Annotated in this window: 10 protein-coding genes, 1 tRNA gene and 1 pseudogene; 9 read left to right on the forward strand and 3 right to left on the reverse strand. The window is 58.0% G+C overall.

The window, feature by feature from the left end:
* Positions 1-560: 560 nt before the first annotated feature.
* Both IEN85_RS14735 and IEN85_RS14740 read right to left on the reverse strand, forming a co-directional pair.
* A complete protein-coding gene (locus IEN85_RS14735; RefSeq protein WP_191617848.1) occupies positions 561-794 on the reverse strand; it encodes an SWIB/MDM2 domain-containing protein in 234 nt (77 codons plus the stop codon).
* A 136-nt stretch (positions 795-930) separates the two neighbouring features.
* Entirely contained in the window at positions 931-2,094 is a 1,164-nt protein-coding gene (locus tag IEN85_RS14740) for a response regulator (RefSeq protein WP_191617849.1), read from the reverse strand.
* A gap of 290 nt (positions 2,095-2,384) precedes the next feature.
* Between IEN85_RS14740 and IEN85_RS14745 the strand changes: the two genes are divergently transcribed.
* From IEN85_RS14745 to IEN85_RS14780, 8 genes and pseudogenes are all read left to right on the forward strand, one after another.
* Positions 2,385-3,083, forward strand: a complete 699-nt coding sequence (locus tag IEN85_RS14745) for a LuxR C-terminal-related transcriptional regulator (protein WP_191617850.1) — start codon at positions 2,385-2,387, stop codon at positions 3,081-3,083.
* Positions 3,084-3,449: 366 nt separating this feature from the next.
* Complete coding sequence (locus tag IEN85_RS14750; RefSeq protein ID WP_191617851.1) at positions 3,450-4,166, forward strand: lipid-binding SYLF domain-containing protein; 717 nt, start codon at positions 3,450-3,452, stop codon at positions 4,164-4,166.
* Between the two features lie 2,354 nt (positions 4,167-6,520).
* Positions 6,521-7,129 (forward strand): MotA/TolQ/ExbB proton channel family protein, encoded by a 609-nt coding sequence (locus IEN85_RS14755; RefSeq protein ID WP_191617852.1) that lies wholly within the window; start codon positions 6,521-6,523, stop codon positions 7,127-7,129.
* A gap of 38 nt (positions 7,130-7,167) precedes the next feature.
* Positions 7,168-7,821: an energy transducer TonB gene (locus IEN85_RS14760; RefSeq protein ID WP_191617853.1), complete on the forward strand. Its 654-nt coding sequence runs from the start codon at positions 7,168-7,170 to the stop codon at positions 7,819-7,821.
* 630 nt (positions 7,822-8,451) lie between these two features.
* Complete coding sequence (locus tag IEN85_RS14765) at positions 8,452-8,850, forward strand: hypothetical protein (RefSeq protein ID WP_191617854.1); 399 nt, start codon at positions 8,452-8,454, stop codon at positions 8,848-8,850.
* Positions 8,851-8,883: 33 nt separating this feature from the next.
* Positions 8,884-9,105, forward strand: a pseudogene (locus tag IEN85_RS14770) (energy transducer TonB); the annotation flags it as partial.
* A 280-nt stretch (positions 9,106-9,385) separates the two neighbouring features.
* A complete protein-coding gene (locus IEN85_RS14775) occupies positions 9,386-9,844 on the forward strand; it encodes a (2Fe-2S)-binding protein (RefSeq protein WP_191617856.1) in 459 nt (152 codons plus the stop codon).
* A gap of 378 nt (positions 9,845-10,222) precedes the next feature.
* Complete coding sequence (locus IEN85_RS14780; protein WP_224772635.1) at positions 10,223-12,499, forward strand: xanthine dehydrogenase family protein molybdopterin-binding subunit; 2,277 nt, start codon at positions 10,223-10,225, stop codon at positions 12,497-12,499.
* A gap of 998 nt (positions 12,500-13,497) precedes the next feature.
* Here the strand turns inward: IEN85_RS14780 and IEN85_RS14785 are convergent.
* Positions 13,498-13,585, reverse strand: a tRNA-Ser gene (locus IEN85_RS14785).
* A 975-nt stretch (positions 13,586-14,560) separates the two neighbouring features.
* Between IEN85_RS14785 and IEN85_RS14790 the strand changes: the two genes are divergently transcribed.
* Positions 14,561-15,703: an IS110 family RNA-guided transposase gene (locus IEN85_RS14790; RefSeq protein ID WP_224772532.1), complete on the forward strand. Its 1,143-nt coding sequence runs from the start codon at positions 14,561-14,563 to the stop codon at positions 15,701-15,703.
* Positions 15,704-15,714: the final 11 nt, after the last annotated feature.

The following is a 15,714-nucleotide window of genomic DNA, read 5'->3' on the forward strand; positions in this document are numbered from 1 at the left end:
AAATGATCCTGCAACGCGGCTGTCTGGGCCAGACAGCCCTACCCTAGCCAATACAGGTCACAGTTTAAATGGCACCCGTCCAATTGAGCGATCATCGGCGCCAATCAGTGCTATCGGTGCTATCGGTGGTTAAAACAAACCAGTCCCTCGCTCCGCTCGATCACTGATCACTATTCAAAACCCAAGGTCTGAGTAAATCTGGTGTACGATTAGAACACTGTTCTGGTAGGGCGGACTGGCCCAGTCCGCCGCGGAGAAATGATCCTGCAACGCGGCTGTCTGGGCCAGACAGCCCTACCCTAGCCAATACAGGTCACAGTTTAAATGGCACCCGCCCACCTGGGCGACCTGGAAGGTCCCGCCACTTTATCAGCAATCAGCAATCAGCAATTAGCAATTAGCCATCAAATCCACCTCCACGCCCTCCGTCGAAGACCCTGAGCCTTGCCGAAGGGCGGTCAACAAAGCGCTGCAGGATCCCTCCGCGCTTTCCTCCTTCCACGAAAAAGCCCGCAGCTTGCGGCCGCGGGCTTCAACGTAAAAAGTGGTTTCGGGTCGCCTTAGCTGGCAACGTGTCCGGAAACAAGCTTGGTCATTTCGAACATGGTGACCTTGTCGCGTCCGTCGAATACCTTCTTGAGGGCTTCGTCAGCGATGATCTCGCGCTTGTTTTCTGGGTTTTGGAGGTTGTTGGATTTGATGTAGTCCCAAAGCTTCTTGGTGAGCTCGGTGCGTGGAAGCGGGTCAGCGCCGACAACCGCGGCAAGAGCAGCATCAGGAGTTACAGGTTTCATGAAAGCCGCATTGGCTGGTTTAGAAGAAGAAGATTTTGCCATAAGGACCTCTTGGATACGACTGCCCCTCCGCAAATCAACTTAAATAAGCGGCTTAAGGGCCTATTTTGCCGCCGCGAATCCAAGCTGCTGAAAATCAATCAGAATCACGTAGGAGGCCTTGCCCGGCCGCAAATAAGCGAAATCCCTCAATCTCTACCAGCAGCCGGTCCAGACAGGCCAACATGCGACGCGATTGGGGGTCCTGACTCACTTCCAACAATGCCTTGCAGGCCTCCGCCAAGCGATAGGCATGCAATATGTCGCAGCCATTCTTCAGGGAGGTCAGGTCCTTCATGAAATCCACGCTGTCCGGATAGCTCGGGTTCTCGCTCAAGCGGATGGTCAATTCCGTGCCTTGGGCCACCAAGGCCTTGGCCAAGCGTTGCAACAAAGCCTTGTCTTCCTTCCAAATCGACACGTTGAGGACTTCCTTTTCCGGCTCTTCCTTGGCCGCCGAAAGCGCCTGCACGCGAAACTGGCGGGCCAAGCCCACCGTCTTCTTGAGCTCGCCCAAAGCCAGAGGCTTTTCCAGGACATGCGCCGACAACTCCCCCTCGCAGGCGCCTTCGGGCGACATCACTGCCCACATGGGGGGACGCCCCCAGTCCTTGCGGCTCCGTTCGCTGATGATCGAGCCCAGGGCGCTGGCGCCCATCCCGGTGATCCCGCTGTCCACCACCACCAAATCGTAGGGCTGGGCCTTGATGCGGGCCAAGGCCTCGCCCCCCGAACCCGCTCCCGTGGAGCGGCAGCCGAGCTTACGCGATAGCGTGCGGCAATAGGCCACCACCTCTGGGTTTTGATCGACCACCAAAATTCGTACCGGGGCATCCGCCGCATTTCCCGCAGCTAGGCCGAGGGAGCGAATCGTCCAAGAGGCCCAGGCCCAAGCCGCCGGCAAGGAACGCTCCGCCTCCTCGTCCGCCCGGGGACGCAATACCACGCAGCTCACGCCCTTCGACTCGCTGAAGCCGCGGGCTACGATGCTGAAACTCGGATTCCCCAGACGCAGGCGCAACTCGCATTCCGCCGGCATGTCCTCCAGGCAAACCAACAGCTCGCCCACCTCCGCCAAATCCAAACCCTCGTCCGCCAAGAAATCCGCCAAATCCAATCCGCGACGCGGCTGGGCCCCAGCCAAGCCGGGACTTCCCGCGAAGGCGAGCAGCTTCATTCCCTTGTCTATCAACAACAATCGCCAATCAGCTGGCAGCTCGGGCAAGGGTCCCGTGGAGTCTCTGCGTGTGGGTTCGCTCATCTGTAAATTTACAAATCACAAACTAGCGGGATTTTCCGCAAATTTCGACAAGAGCCGCGTTTTTAGCAAAAGACTCGCAAATCGGCCATTTTTAAAAAAAATGTTAAAGCCCTTTGACAATTTCGTCTACACAAGCAGGTTTCCTTAGCATCTAGCCTCAATTACCCGCAAACTTCGCGGCGGATACCCCTCGGGGCTGTCACTGAGTCTGCGCTTCGGATTTTCAGCTCGCTGGTCGACGCCCTTTCCGGAATTGGAGCGAACCATCAAACCAACCAACCACTCCTACCATGACTCAACCAACCAACCAGACAAGTCGCATGGTCGTTTTGGAGGATCAGCTGCTGCTGAGAGACCTCCTGTCATCACTCGCAACCACTGTCCCTGGAATAATGGTCGTCGGCGAAGCAAGCGAAGGACGCCAAGCCCTCGCGCTTTGCGAAGAGGAAAAGCCCGATATCGTGATGTTCGAGATGTACCTTCCCGGACTCAACGGAATCGAAATCCTCCGCCAGTACGGTCCTAAGCACCCGAACACTCGCTTCATCGCGATCTCCTCGAATTTCACGCCCGACGCCATTCGCGAACTGCTCGAACTCGGCTGCCACGGCATCGTCTCCAAGTCCTCCTCCGCCTCCAAGCTCAAGGAAGGCCTGCGCGAGATCAAAAGCGGCAGCGGCTACCTCTGCCCCGTCTGCGCCAGCCTGCTGCGCGAGTCCCATCTCGTCAGCAACTCCGTGGCCAAGAAAAAGAACCGGCTTTCCAACCGCGAACGCGAAGTGCTGCAAGCCGTCGCCGAAGGCTTCAGCACCAAGCAAATCGCCGAAATGCTGGAAGTGAGCGTCAAGACCATCGAAGCCCACCGGGCCAACCTCATGAAGAAGCTCGACGCTCGCAGCGCCGTAGAACTCACCCGCTGCGCCTTCGAAATCGGCATCATCGAGTTGCCAGGACAGAGCAAGCCCGCCGCCTACACCATGCCCGGTTGAGCGCTCCCTTCGGGCTCTCCCCCTCTCCGAAACCCCGTCCCGCGCCCGCGAGACGGGGTTTCCTATTTCAAATTCTGCCTGAAGGGGGGCTTCCGGGGAGCAAAGCGACGACACTCAAGCACAACGCCGACACATCCCGCTCCGCATTTCCCCAACAACGCGACCTGGAAGGTCCCGCCACTTCAAGCACAGTGGGGGAAGCTTCCAGCTTCCGCATCTTCTCAGGCTCGCGACCTAGATGCCCCCGCCCCTTTCCCCAAATCCAATGAAAGCTTGCGGGCATCCCCTAAGTCGGAGACTTGTAGGACAGAGGCGTCCCGCTCGCGTCCGCGCGGCGGAGCACAGCTTGGCGCCGCTCCCTTTCAAATGATCCCGAGCTTCAAACTTCTCAATCGATGCGTCCTGGCAGCCCTTTTGGCCCTCGCCCCTGCGAGCTTCGCCGCCGACGAAGTGGACAAGGACACCAGTCGCCTGATACGGCGTAGCGAAAAGATCGCCAATTCCCTCGTCGACATCCAATCGGAGGAAAGCTCGCTCATCCCCCCTTCCGTCATGCAAGAGGCCAAGGGGCTCATTATTCTCAAGCAATACGAAGCCGGCGTCATTTTCGGGGCCAAGGGCGGATTCGGCATCGCCCTGCGACGCGGACAAGACGGCAATTGGAGCCCGCCAGCTTGGATCAAGACCGGCGAAATCAGCGGCGGCCTGCAGCTTGGCGCACAAAAGCTCAACGTGGTGCTCGTCATCATGAACGACGACGGGCTCAAGATGCTGAACAAGGCTAAATTCCAGATCGGCGTCGACGCCACCGTCACCCGCGGCCCCACCGGCTCCAACTACGAGTCCAATCTCACCAACGCAGCCGACATCTTCGCCTACACCGTCAACGAAGGCTACTACGCCGGGGCCACCTTCGAAGGCGGCGTGCTGTTGCCCGACCGACGGGCCAACGAGACCAGCTACCAGCAACGCCTGGAAGTCTCCGAGATTCTCGCGAGCGATAGCCTGACCGTCCCCAGCTTCTTCGACCGCATCCTACGCCTCCTCCGCGAGATCGAAGCCGGCGAATCCGAGGAATTCTGAGCACAAGCCACGTCGTCCGCGCACTTACCCCAAGTGGAGGGACGACTGAATTTGTCACTTCGTTCGGTACCACGTCGTCCGCCCTGCAGGAGCAGCTGGTCGATCGCGGATCGGTGATCAGTAATCGGTAATCTCGAATGTATGAAGTGGCCTTGTCGAAGACCCCGAGCCGGTCGAAGGTGCGCCACGATATCCATCTGTGAAGAAACGGGTCAGATTGGCTTCGCCGAGAAGGTGCCTGCGGCCGCAGGCTATGCTCGCTACCGCTCAATCAGTCATTCAACCCTCCAGCCTCATGGGCGTTCTTCCACGTTCCACTGTTTCGTCGCTTCACTCCTCCTACCGAAGCCGGAGGCTGACACTTGAGGAGTGCCAACGAGGAAACATGTCGGTTGAGCCGCCCCAACATCCATTGCAAGAGCATCTGTGCAAATCTGTGTCCATCAGTGGTTGAAATGCGCTGTAGGAGAACTCCAATCAGCAATCCGTAATCGGTAATCAATAAGCTCAAGAGGAGCTCCCCCGCGCCCTCTGCGGTTAAGAAAACAACTCAGCGTCATCAGCCCCGCTCCCAACCAGATCCCATCTGAGTCCATCTGGTGTGCGATTAATACACTGTCCCGGTAGGGCGGACTGGCCCAGTCCGCCGCGGAGAAATGATCCTGCAACGCGGCTGTCTGGGCCCTTCGACTTTGCTCAGGCTAGACCAGACAGCCCTACCCTCGCCCATACAGGACACAGCTTTAATCGCAACCGTCCATCTGAACGACCTGGAAGGTCCCGCCACTTTATCAGCAATTAGCAATTAGCCATCAACAATCCACCTCCACGTCCCCCCCGCCCTCTGCGGTTAAGAAAGCAACACAGCGTCATCAGCCCCGCTCCCAACCAGATCCCATCTGAGTCCAACTGGTGTGCGATTTATACAAGGTCCCGATAGGGCGGACTGGCCCAGTCCGCCGCGGAGAAATGATCTTGCAACGCGGCTGTCTGGGCCAGACAGCCCTACCCTCGCCCATACAGGACATAGCTTTAATCGCAACTGTCCATCTGAACGACCTGGAAGGTCCCGCCACTTTATCAGCAATTAGCCATCAACAATCCACCTCCCCGCCCTCTGCGGTTAAGAAAACAACACAGCGCCATCAGCCCCGCTCCCAACTAGATCCCATCTGAGTCCATCTGGTGTGCGATTTTATACAAGGCCCCGGTAGGGCGGACTGGCCCAGTCCGCCTCGGAGAAATGATCTTGCAACGCGGCTGTCTGGGCCAGACAGCCCTACCCTCGCCCATACAGGACACGGCTTTAGTCGCAACTGTCCATCTGAACGACCTGGAAGGTCCCGCCACTTTATCAGCAATTAGCAATTAGCCATCAACAATCCACCTCCGCGCCCTCTGCGATTAAGAAAGCAACACAGCGTCATCAACCCCGCTCCCAACCAGATCAATCTGAGTCGATCTGGTGTGCGGTTGAAACACTGTCCCGGTAGGGCGGACTGGCCCAGTCCGCCGCGGAGAAATGATCTTGCAACGCGGCTGTCTGGGCCAGACAGCCCTACCCTCGCCCATACAGGACACAGCTTTAATCGCAACTGTCCATCTGAACGACCTGGAAGGTCCCGCCACTTTATCAGCAATTAGCAATTAGCCATCAACAATCCTCCTCCGCGTCCCCCGTGCCCTCTGCGGTTAAGAAAACAACACATCGCCATCAACCCCGCTCCCAACCAGATCAATCTGAGTCCAACTGGTGTGCGATTTATACAAGGTCCTGGTAGGGCGGACTGGCCCAGTCCGCCGCGGAGAAATGATCTTGCAACGCGGCTGTCTGGGCCAGACAGCCCTACCCTCGCCCATACAGGACACGGCTTTAATCGCAACCGTCCATCTGAACGACCTGGAAGGTCCCGCCACTTTATCAGCAATTAGCAATTAGCCATCAACAATCCACCTCCGCGCCCTCTGCGTCCTCCGCGGTTACGAAAAACACAATGCAGGAACGCCTCCGCGTCCTTCACTTTCCCGAAAAAAGTCCTCCTTCGAGAGCGATTTTCGCCTCATCGCGTCACCAGCCTTGATTTTTATCTGAAAATCCTTTGACGTACAAATGTAGGAAACAGATTTCGACGTCCCCTGTCACACGTCTAGTACCTCGCCCAACCCCTTTAGCAAAGCCATCTCGAGAGCATCCATCAAAGTTCAGGGATACGCTTGACTCAGTTTCACAACACTATTTCAACCAACACCCGAAAACTAGCGCAGTTCCCCACTCCCCACCCCCTTGACCGACCGGTTCGAGCTCACAGAGGCACGGAGCCAACTGGCGCATCCCGTCAATTTTAAATACCTCAATGGACAACACATTCTCAGCTACGCTCATTGACGCTTGGAACATCATCGTTTCAGGCGGCTGGATCATGATTCCGCTCTTCTTGCTAGGGCTTGTCGCCTTCTACGTCGGCGCTCGCCTGCTCCTCTTCTTTTTCCGAGGAAACCACAAGAAGACTTCCATCGCCACCTGCGAAGAATGGGTACGCGACGCTTCCAAGGCTCAGGGCACGGTGGGCGAGATCATTCGCTACTCCCAAGACGGCGTCTCCTCGGTTGAAGACATCCAAGACCGCTTCTCCGAAATCCGCACCGCGGAAATTCCCCGCCTGCAGCAAAACATCACTTTCCTGCAGATCATGATCAACACCGCCCCTCTGATGGGTCTGCTCGGTACCGTACTCGGCATGTTGACCACCTTCTACGGAATCGCCCTCGGCGGCTCCGAGAGCACCACTTCCATCGTGGCTGGCGGTATCCAAGTCGCCCTCATCACCACCCAGATGGGCCTCTGCCTCGCCATCCCCGGCTACATCTTCGTCTACTTCCTGAAGCAGAAGGTCATCGACTACGAAAGCTTCCTCGTCCGCTTGGAAAGCATCTCGCTCCAGCACTTCGCCAACAAAGCCTAAGCGCCTCAAGCTAAGCCCAACACGAACCTTCAGACGCAATGAGCTCTAACTACACCCCTTCGGACCAACAGGGAAACACCTTCTTCAACGGAACGCTCGCCGTAGTGTTCACCGTCGGCGTATTCGCCATCCTTCCCTTCCTACAATTCCTCGACAGCATGGGCAAGAAGGCCACGCTCGTCGACACCGCGGAAACCTCCGTGCAGCCGCCGCCACCTCCCCCAGAGGACCAGCCGCCTCCACCCGAAGAGGAGAAGGAAGTTCAGGAGCCCGAGATGGAAGAACCTCCCCCTCCCATGACCTTGGCTCAGCTGGAAATGGCCCTCAACCCGGGCTCCGGCGACGCGACAGGCGACTTCGGTTTCGGCGACTACGACAGCGGCATCGACGCCCTCGCCGGCATGCAGATCTTCTCCCTGGCCGACGTTGACAAGAAGCCCAGCGCTTTGGTGATGTCCACGCCGCTCTATCCCTACTCCATGCAGCAGTCCAAGACCAAGGGCCGCGTCATCGTAGAATTCGTCCTGGACGCCAACGGCAAGGTGCACCGCGTTCGCGCCACCAAGTCCACCCACCGCGAGTTCGAAGAGCCCGCCATCCAGTGCGTGCAACGCTCCACTTGGAACCCTGCAGCTAAGGACGGCAAGCCGGTAGCCTGTAAGGTGCGCATCCCTATCGACTTCTCGCCCTAGGGTTTCCCAAAGAAATTTCCCAAGCGACCGCTTCCCGCGGTCGCTTTTTTTGCGCCTCGCATTTTGTGGGAGCGTGCCTGTCACGCGATCGAGGCTTGTGGGAAGCGACCTTGCGTCGCGATCGAGGACAGCAAAGCAAGACCAACCTAACGCCGCAGCCACCACCTCGGCGATCGCCGACCTGACCCTATTTCACTGCATCGATAAAGTGGCGGGACCTTCTAGGTCGCGTGCCTGGGGAGATGCGGGAGCAGGATGTGTCGCCGCATTGCTCGGTAGCCCCCGCTTTTTTTAATCGTGGCGCAAGGCCACTTCCTACATTCGAGACTACTGATCGCGGATTGCTGATTGGAGTTCTCCTGCCAAACGGACGACGTGGCAGTCGTCCCTCCACCTCCCATCTTCTGGAGGGACCGGTGCCACCCGGTCCACGTCGGCCTGAGAAACAGGTTCATTTTGCGGGAGCCCCCTCGTCCCGCGCTGCCCTTACCCACCGCGACCGCCCCCTTGCGAAAGCCGCTCCGAATCCTCCCTAAAAACACAAATACTACAACTGTAGTCTTTACTTTTCTCCACCACTTCCTACATTCGTAGTCATTAACTCGCAATCCACCTCAACCCCGGAAAAACATGAGTCACATATACACCCAAGAACGCACCCCCGCCACCAGCAACCTCAAGGCCCTCTTCCTTGGAATCCTAGGAGTCACCGCCATCTTCGGCATCCTGCCGCTACTCACCGGAATACCCGATCTCCTCAACCGGATCCCCATCACCCCACCCGATGAAATTGCGCTGCAGCGACCGCCTGAGATTCCGGTAGAGCCACCCAAGCCGGAAATCAAAAAGGACAAGATCGAGATCAAGGACCTCGAGGAGCCGCTGCCTCTCATCACGCCCGACCAAATGGCCCTTCTCTTGAACCCCAGCCACAACGGGGCGGGAGTCTATGTCGATACCGGCATGTCCTTTCTCGAAGGCGACGATACATCGATGACCACCTTCATGCAAAGCGAGCTCGACCAGTAACCACGGGCCCTCGTCGCCGCCAAACCGCTCTATCCCTACAGCATGCAGCACACGAAGACGAAGGGGCAAGTCACAGTGGAATTCATCATCGACGAAACCGGTCGCGTCCTACGCCCACGCATCATCTCCGCCAGCCACCGCGACTTCGAACAAGCCGCCCTCGATGCCGTCACCAAGTCAAAGTGGCAGCCAGGACGCAAAAACGGCAAGGACGTACGCACCCTGGTCCGCCTGCCCGTAAACTTTAAGCCGTGAAACGTTACGCCGTGAAACGCTAATTTAGACTAAGAACGAACGACTGATTCGCAGGGCCGTCTCGCGCCGAGACGGCCTTTCGCGTGCAACGACGCAATCAATTACGCATAACGCAAAATCAGAAATGGCATCCATACGTTGTCGTGGCGTGCCCTCAGGTCCTCACGCTCTCTCCTTCCCCGGAATTTCGGGCGATGCCTACCCTGTCGCAGCACTCACCCCATCGCTAACCTACCCGATCCGTCCAGGAAATCTGGAACCCTAGAACTCGAACGAATCTATGAGCCAGTACACGCTTCATATCAACGGAACGACCCGCACGGTAGACGTTGCGGACGACACTCCACTCCTCTGGGTCCTGCGCGACCACCTCGGCCTCGTCGGCACCAAGTTCGGTTGCGGCAAGGGACTCTGCGGAGCCTGCACCGTGCACCTCAACGGGGCAGCCATGCGCTCCTGCCAGCTCCCCGTCGGAGCCGCCGCAAGCGGCAAGATCACCACCATCGAAGGCTTGGCCAAAAACGGAAAGCTCACTCCCGTGCAGGAAGCCTGGATCGAGCACGACGTCCCCCAATGCGGCTACTGCCAAGCCGGACAAATCATGAGCGCCACCGCCCTGCTGGCCAACAACCGAAAGCCCAGCGACTCCGAAATCGATGCCGCCATGTCCGGCAACCTCTGCCGCTGCGCCACCTACACTCGCATCCGCGAAGCCATCCACACCGCCGCCAAAAGCTGAACTCAATTCCGTAGGGTTGGACCTAGGTCCAGACCGCAATGCAGGGCAGGATGCACAACCCTTTCACACAAAAAAAAGCCAGCATCATGAGCCAACGCAACGCCGCCCTGCTCTCCGCGACCCCTGCGTCTTCCACGGCAAAAAAATAACAACCCGTTCACCCAAGATCCGAGTCAATCTGAGACATCTGCCTGTCCTGAGCTTGTCGAACGGGCGGTCAAAAAAACAAACCAGTCCCTCGCTTGGCTCGATCACGAATCGGTAATCAGTGATCTCTGATCAAAATCCAAAATCAGTAATCTCAATAAAAGCCTCCGCGATCTCCACGGACTCCGCGCTTAAGAGTTAACAGCCCCCTCAAACTACAAAAAATTTTCCATGAGCCAACGCCACGCCGCTCCCATCTCAAAGAAGGAAATTCGCATGACCGACACAATCAGCAACTTGCAATCTTCAATCAACAATCGGAAAGCCTCCCGTCGCGACTTCGTCAAGGCCAGCGCCCTCGCTGGCGGCGGACTCCTCCTCAGCGCTCTCTTTCCGACCAGTAGGGCCAGCGCCGCAACCGGAGCTTCCTCGGTTTTCGCCCCCAACTTCTACATCAAGATCGACAGCCAAGGCCTCGTCACCCTCATCTCCAAAAACCCGGAAATCGGCCAAGGCATAAAAACCTCCCTACCCATGATCATCGCCGAGGAACTGGAGGCTCCTTGGGAAAACGTCACCGTCGAGCAAGCCGGCCTCGTACTGGGACTGAAAGGCTGGCAAGGCGCCGGCGGCAGCGGAGCCACCCCGAGCCACTACATGGACTTCCGCAAGGTCGGGGCCGTAGGACGCACCCTGCTCGAGCAAGCCGCAGCCCAGAAGTGGAACGTACCCGTCGAGCAATGCCAAGCCGACCAAGGCTACGTCAAGCACACCGCCTCCAAGAAGAAGCTCGCTTACAAGGACCTCGTCGACATCGCCGCCCAGCTGGAAGTGCCGGATCCCGATTCCGTCACCCTCAAGGACCCAAAGAACTTCAAGCTGCTCGGCCGACGCGTCACCGGAGTGGACAACCACGCGATCGTCACCGGCAAGCCCCTCTTCGGCATCGACCAACAGCACGACGGCCTCCTTTACGCCACCTTCGTGCGTTGCCCCGTCTTCGGCGGCAAGCCACGTACTGCGAACCTGGATACGATCAAAAGCATGAGCGGCATCGTGGACGCCTTCATCGTGGAAGGCACCGACGACGCCTTCGGCCTGCGCCCCGGCATCGCCATCGTTGCCCGCGATACCTGGACCTCCTTCAAGGCCCAACAAAGCCTGCAAGTGCTCTGGAAACAGGAGGACATGTCCGAGCAAAACTCCCTGCTCTACCGCGAAAAGGCCCTGCAGCTCGCTAAGGAGGACGGCAAGCAGCTGCGCTCCGACGGCGATGTCGCCGGCGTCCTCGCTTCCACCGACAAGGTGGTGGAAGCCACCTACGAGTACCCCTTTCTCTCGCACACCAATCTCGAGCCCCAGAACACCACCGCCCTCTACAAGGACGGCCTCATGCAAATCTGGAGCCCCACCCAGAACGCCATCAACGGACACGGCCTCGTCAAAGAGCTCTTCCAACTTTCCGACGACAAGGTGAAGATCGACATGACCCGCATCGGCGGAGGCTTCGGGCGCCGCCTCATGTCCGACTTCATCTGCGAAGCCGCCGCCATCGCCCACAAGCTGGAAGGCACGCCCGTGAAGGTGACTTGGACCCGCGAGCAAGACATGCAGCACGACTACTACCGCGCCGCCGGCTGGCACCACTTCAAGGGAGCCGTGAGCGACGACGGGAAGATCGCCGCCTGGTCCGACCACTTCGTCACCTTCGGGCTTAATTCCGACGAGCAAACCGGGCGCGGAGCCAACATGTCCAGCGACGAATTTCCCATCCGTTTCATCGACAACGCGCAACTCAGCCAAACCATTCTCAATACCAACGTGCCCATGGGCTGGTGGAGAGCTCCCGGCAGCTGCGCCATCGCCTTCGCCACCCAAGGCTTCATCGACGAGCTCGCCGCCCAAGCCGGACGCGATCCCTACCAGTTCCGACTCGACCTGCTCGGTCCCGACCGCGAAGTGGAATCCGGCAACCGACGCGGCCCCGTCTACGATTCGGGACGCATGAAAAACGTCCTCACTCTCGCCGCCCAAAAAGCGGGCTGGGGCAAGAAGCTGCCCAAAGGCAGCGGCCAAGGCATCGCCTTCCACTTCAGCCACCGCGGCTACGTCGCCGTGGTCGCCGAAGTGACCGTCGCCCCCAACGGCTCCCTCACCGTCGACAAGCTTGTAGCCGGCGTGGACGTCGGCCCCCTCATCAACCTCTCGGGAGCCGAAAACCAAGTGCAAGGCTCCATGATCGACGCCCTCAACGCCGCCTGGCAGCAAGAGGTCACCATCGAAGGCGGACGCGTGCGTCAAACCAACTTCGACGACAATCCCATGCTCCGCATCGGCCAGTCGCCCAAGGTGGAAGTCTACTTCGATCAAAGCGACAACCCTCCCACCGGCCTCGGCGAGCCCGCTTTTCCGCCCACCACGCCCGCCATCACCAACGCCATCTACGCGGCCACCGGCAAACGCATCCGCACCCTGCCCCTCAGCAAAACCAACCTCAGCTGGACGTAGGAGCGACCTTGGTCGCGAAAGCCGAGCTATGGTGCACAGACGCTGTGAGAAGTGGCCTTGTCGAAGGTCCAGTCCTCGCCGAAGGTGTGCCACAATATCCATCTGCGAAGAAATGGGTCAGGTCGGATTCCGTCTACACTCGGTTAATTCGCGACACGGTCGCTAAGAAGGTACCTACGGCCTCAGGCTATGCTGCTACCGCTCAATCAGTAATTCAGCCCCCGCCTCATGGGCGTTCTTCCACGTCCACTGTTTCGTCGTTTCACTCCTCCTACCGAAGCCGGAGGCTGAGACTTGAGGAGTGCCAACGAGGAAACATGTCGGTCGAGCCCCCCCCCAACATCCATTGCAAGAGCATCTGTGCAAATCTGTGTCATCAGTGGTTAAGAAGCAGTGCAGGAGCACCTCCTTCAGAACATAGAGTACCGAGAGTAAACGCAGTGACGACACTCGGGAAGCGCCGCGACGAGACAAGGGATGCAATCCCTCGAACAGAGCCATTTTTGCTGAGCAAAAATGGCGGAGAGAGAGGGAATGAACGCTTCGCTAGTGTCGTCGCTATCGCTCCTCGGTACGAACCCAGGGTTCTCATCCCTCTCGCACTAACATAACAAAAAGGCTTCCGTCCCATCGAGGGATTGGAAGCCATTCTATAGTGGCGGAGAGTACCGAGGAACGCAGTGACGACACTCGAGGAGCGCCGCGACGAGACAAGGGATGCAATCCCTCGAACGGAGCCATTTTTGCTGAGCAAAAATGGCGGAGAGAGAGGGAATGAACGCTTCGCTAGTGTCGTCGCTATCGCTCCTCGGTACGAACCCAAGGGTTCTCATCCCTCTCGCACTATCATAACAAAAAGGCTTCCGTCCCATCGAGGGATTGGAAGCCATTCTATAGTGGCGGAGAGTACCGAGGAACGCAGTGACGACACTCGAGGAGCACCGCGACGAGACAAAGGATGCAATCCCTCGAACAGAGCCATTTTTGCTGAGCAAAAATGGCGGAGAGAGAGGGATTCGAACCCCCGGAACCTTTCGGCTCAATGGTTTTCAAGACCACCGCAATCGACCACTCTGCCATCTCTCCGGTCAAAGAAGCAGCGAAAGAATCTCCGCAGCGCACGCATGTCAACCTAAGTTTTCAAGGATCCGCAAAAGCCTTGAGATCGCACCCCCCAGTCCCGCCAAGCCGATGCGGACCGAGTGGCACCGGTCCCTCCAGAACAAAAAATGGAGGGACGACTGCCACGTCGTCCGCGCTGCAGGAAAACTCCAATCCGTAATCAGCAATCAGCAATCAGCAATTAGCCATTAGCCATTAGCCATTAGCCATTAGCCATCAACAATCCACCTCCGCGTCCTCTGCGAACTTCGCGGTTAAGTGAACAACACAGCGCTATCAGACGCGCTCCCAACCAGATCCCATCGGAGTCCATCTCGTGTGCGGTTGAAACACTGTCTTGGTAGGGCGGACTGGCCCAGTCCGCCGCGGAGAAATGGTCCTGCAACGCGGCTGTCTGGGCCAGACAGCCCTACCCTCTTGAACACAGGAAACAGTTTTAATGGCACCCGTCCATCTGGGCGACCTGGAAGGTCCCGCCACTTTATCAGCAATCAGTAACTAGCCATTCGCTATTAGCCATCAACAATCCACCTCCGCGTCCTCTGCGAACTTCGCGGTTAAGCAAACAACACAGCGTCATCAGACGCGCTTCCAACCAGATCCCATCGGAGTCCATCTCGTGTGCGGTTGAAACACTGTCCTGGTAGGGCGGACTGGCCCAGTCCGCCGCGGAGAAATGGTCCTGCAACGCGGCTGTCTGGGCCAGACAGCCCTACCCTCTTGAACACAGGAAACAGTTTTAATGGCACCCGTCCATCTGGGCGACCTGGAAGGTCCCGCCACTTTATCAGCAATCAGTAACTAGCCATTCGCTATTAGCCATCAACAATCCACCTCCGCGTCCTTGTAGGTTCCCCACCATTGATTTCCAGCTTTTTGAGCCCTTCCGAGAATGAGTCCATAACTCGTCGGAGGAAGGGCTCGAAAAGCCCTCTGCAAATGGCATTTTCAGAGGATGCCAGGATCGTTCGAACCGGCGGCCACCGGTCCGAACGCGTTTCGAGTGAGATCAATCTGCGTCCGGAGCCCTCATTGAGCGAGCTCAGCGCTGAGCAGCGATCCCTCGAAGCGACCTGGCTTGGATATCAAACAGTTGAAAGAGCCCGTCATCAAAGACGCGAGCTCACCTCTACAAGACAGATACAAGCCATGAATCCCACCGAATACGACATTATCGCAATCGACATATCGAAAGATACACTTGAAGCGCTCAGCGACAAGCGAAGTTTCAGCGTATCCAACAAAGCAGACGCCCTTAGCGAGCTGACCGACCACATCGCCACCTTCAAGACGCCCTTGGCCGTCTTCGAGGCGACCGGCGGATACGAGCGAATCCTCATGCAGCAACTCCTCGCCAAGGGCCTCCCCTTCGCCAGGGTCAACCCGGCTCGAGTGCGACACTACGCCAAGAGCGAGGGGGTCAAGGCAAAGACCGACCCCATCGACGCGCGCATGATTCGCAACTTCGCGAAAGAGAAGAACATACGACCCCAAACGCCTCCCTGCGAAAAACGCCAGCAGCTCGCCGCCCTGCTCGACCGCAGAAGCCATCTGAGCGAACAGCTAAGCCGCGAGAAAAACCGGCGGCAAAACAGCGATCCTCTCATCCACCCATCCATCGAGCGCATGATCGCGATCGTGCAGAACGAGCTTGAGACGATCGAAGAGGACATCAGGGAGCTCGTCCAAAGCGACGCGAAGATGCGCTCCCAGCAAGGCATCGCCCTCTCGGTCTGCGGCGTGGGCGAAGTCACGGCTTGGACCCTGCTCGCGCACCTCAGCGAGATCGAGTCCCTCAACAGGAACCAGATCGTCGCCTTGGCTGGAATCGCCCCCTTCAACGACGACAGCGGAAAGACCAAGAAGAAAAGACGCATCCAAGAGGGTAGAGCCAAAGTCAGACGGTGCCTCTACATGGCGACCAAAACTGCTGCGGTGCACAACGAAGTGATAAGACCTTACGTCCAGAAGCTCAGGGACAAGGGCAAGCCGTACAAGTGCGCCATCGTCGCTGGAATGAGGAAGATGCTCATACACATACAAAGCCTGTTCAAAAAACTTAACTTACAGCTTGCTCAGTGACACAGTTGCTC

The organism is Pelagicoccus enzymogenes, assembly GCF_014803405.1.
Taxonomy (GTDB): domain Bacteria; phylum Verrucomicrobiota; class Verrucomicrobiia; order Opitutales; family Opitutaceae; genus Pelagicoccus; species Pelagicoccus enzymogenes.

What these genes read in the sequence shown, in the direction of transcription:
- IEN85_RS14735 (WP_191617848.1), bottom strand. Translation starts at nt 794, where the DNA reads ATGAAACCTGTAACTCCTGATGCTGCTCTTGCCGCGGTTGTCGGCGCT.
- IEN85_RS14740 (WP_191617849.1), bottom strand. Translation starts at nt 2,094, where the DNA reads ATGAGCGAACCCACACGCAGAGACTCCACGGGACCCTTGCCCGAGCTG.
- IEN85_RS14745 (WP_191617850.1), top strand. Translation starts at nt 2,385, where the DNA reads ATGACTCAACCAACCAACCAGACAAGTCGCATGGTCGTTTTGGAGGAT.
- IEN85_RS14750 (WP_191617851.1), top strand. Translation starts at nt 3,450, where the DNA reads ATGATCCCGAGCTTCAAACTTCTCAATCGATGCGTCCTGGCAGCCCTT.
- IEN85_RS14755 (WP_191617852.1), top strand. Translation starts at nt 6,521, where the DNA reads ATGGACAACACATTCTCAGCTACGCTCATTGACGCTTGGAACATCATC.
- IEN85_RS14760 (WP_191617853.1), top strand. Translation starts at nt 7,168, where the DNA reads ATGAGCTCTAACTACACCCCTTCGGACCAACAGGGAAACACCTTCTTC.
- IEN85_RS14765 (WP_191617854.1), top strand. Translation starts at nt 8,452, where the DNA reads ATGAGTCACATATACACCCAAGAACGCACCCCCGCCACCAGCAACCTC.
- IEN85_RS14775 (WP_191617856.1), top strand. Translation starts at nt 9,386, where the DNA reads ATGAGCCAGTACACGCTTCATATCAACGGAACGACCCGCACGGTAGAC.
- IEN85_RS14780 (WP_224772635.1), top strand. Translation starts at nt 10,223, where the DNA reads ATGAGCCAACGCCACGCCGCTCCCATCTCAAAGAAGGAAATTCGCATG.
- IEN85_RS14790 (WP_224772532.1), top strand. Translation starts at nt 14,561, where the DNA reads ATGGCATTTTCAGAGGATGCCAGGATCGTTCGAACCGGCGGCCACCGG.